Here is a 1,373-nt window from a genome sequence, read left to right on the forward strand (position 1 = left end):
GAAAAATGGGGTTCAAAGGTTGACAAGATTCTTGCGAAGAGCAATAATGTCATTGGAAAATTTGGCGAGAAATTATTAGATACCCGAATCCCAGTCGGCATTCGTAAAAAGGCATTTGCCTTTGCGGGAGGTATGGGCTCAATGCCTACCTTCAGCGTCGAGAGTAAGACTCTGCGTGATGTGATGCACTTCTCAAGCAAACATGCGGATGATGTAGTACGAGGAGTAGGTGGTTCTGGAGAAGTAAGGCAACTCGTTCCGCGTAAGCTATCTGATTCAGAGAAAAAACTTTACAAGCGTCCATCAGGTTATAGGAAGAATACAAAGGAAACTGTCTGGGATAAAGCTAAGGATGAACAAGGTGTTGTCAAAGATCCTATTACTAAAAAGGTAATGGATATTGAGGAGCCTTGGGATATGGGGCATAAACCGGGACATGAATTTAGAAAACACCAACAAAGTGCGGCTGATAGAAAAATAACTCGTAAACAATTTTTAGATGAATATAATAATCCCAATAGCTATAGACCAGAGTTACCAGAATCTAATAGAAGTCACATTGGTGAAGATAAGACGGATTTTTATTTTGGTCCATGATTTTGAAGAAAGGACTTACTATGGAATATGATAAAAAAGAGATAGCTAGAAAGCTTTTAGATGATGTTGGCGGTACTCCAAGAGTATATGCATTTAAAGATGAATCTGGAAAAGAAATTGACATATTTTGTGGTGATGATTCTCCAATTGAACACGTATCTTCTTACTCCACTGTTGGGTTATCAGACTACACTTTGAACAAAAAGATAGATGATAAATCTTTAAGAGCAGAAATTATTGGTTCAACAGATAGTAGGAATGATTTGTTTCCAAATATAATAAGTGACTGTGCTTTTAAAGTGATGAATGGATCATCTCCTTGTATGCCAGGGACTGTATTTCTAAATGCAATAGATAATTATTATCTAGATTCTAATATGAAGCACATGTTATTGACTATCCCATTTTTATGGGAGTTGCACGATTTGGAATTTGATCATGAATATGTAACTTGGTTGTTTGCAGTTCCGATTTCTGAGTCGGAGTACCATTTTTTTGTTGAGAATGGGTATCAAAAATTAGAAATGTTATTTGAAAAAAACCAAATAGATATTTATGATTTAAATCGTAGTCCTGTGGTTTAGATGATATTTTACGTTGATGAAGGATTCTCTCCTGTTTGCGGAAGGTTTTATTGGTGCAGCTGGAAGTATGGTTTCAGAGACTGCCATAGGAGCTGTAGATTTGACTCAGATCATTGGCATTGCTAGTATTGATGGCGTCAATCGCTTAACAGGAGGTCGAACTCCAGAGTGGATGAAGCGGGACTTGCAAGG

General features: G+C 37.4%; 2 protein-coding genes. Both read left to right on the forward strand.

Annotated elements, in window-relative coordinates:
- Positions 1-597: HNH/ENDO VII family nuclease (locus tag NML69_RS09895; protein WP_254726655.1), on the forward strand; the 597-nt coding region annotated here is incomplete at its 5' end.
- A gap of 20 nt (positions 598-617) precedes the next feature.
- Positions 618-1,181: a suppressor of fused domain protein gene (locus NML69_RS09900; RefSeq protein WP_002879635.1), complete on the forward strand. Its 564-nt coding sequence runs from the start codon at positions 618-620 to the stop codon at positions 1,179-1,181.
- Positions 1,182-1,373 lie beyond the last annotated feature (192 nt).

This window comes from Streptococcus sp. CF8-6 (assembly GCF_024295845.1).
Lineage (GTDB): Bacteria > Bacillota > Bacilli > Lactobacillales > Streptococcaceae > Streptococcus > Streptococcus oralis_BO.

Coding starts and splice junctions, on each gene's coding strand:
- NML69_RS09900 (WP_002879635.1), top strand. CDS start 618: ATGGAATATGATAAAAAAGAGATAGCTAGAAAGCTTTTAGATGATGTT.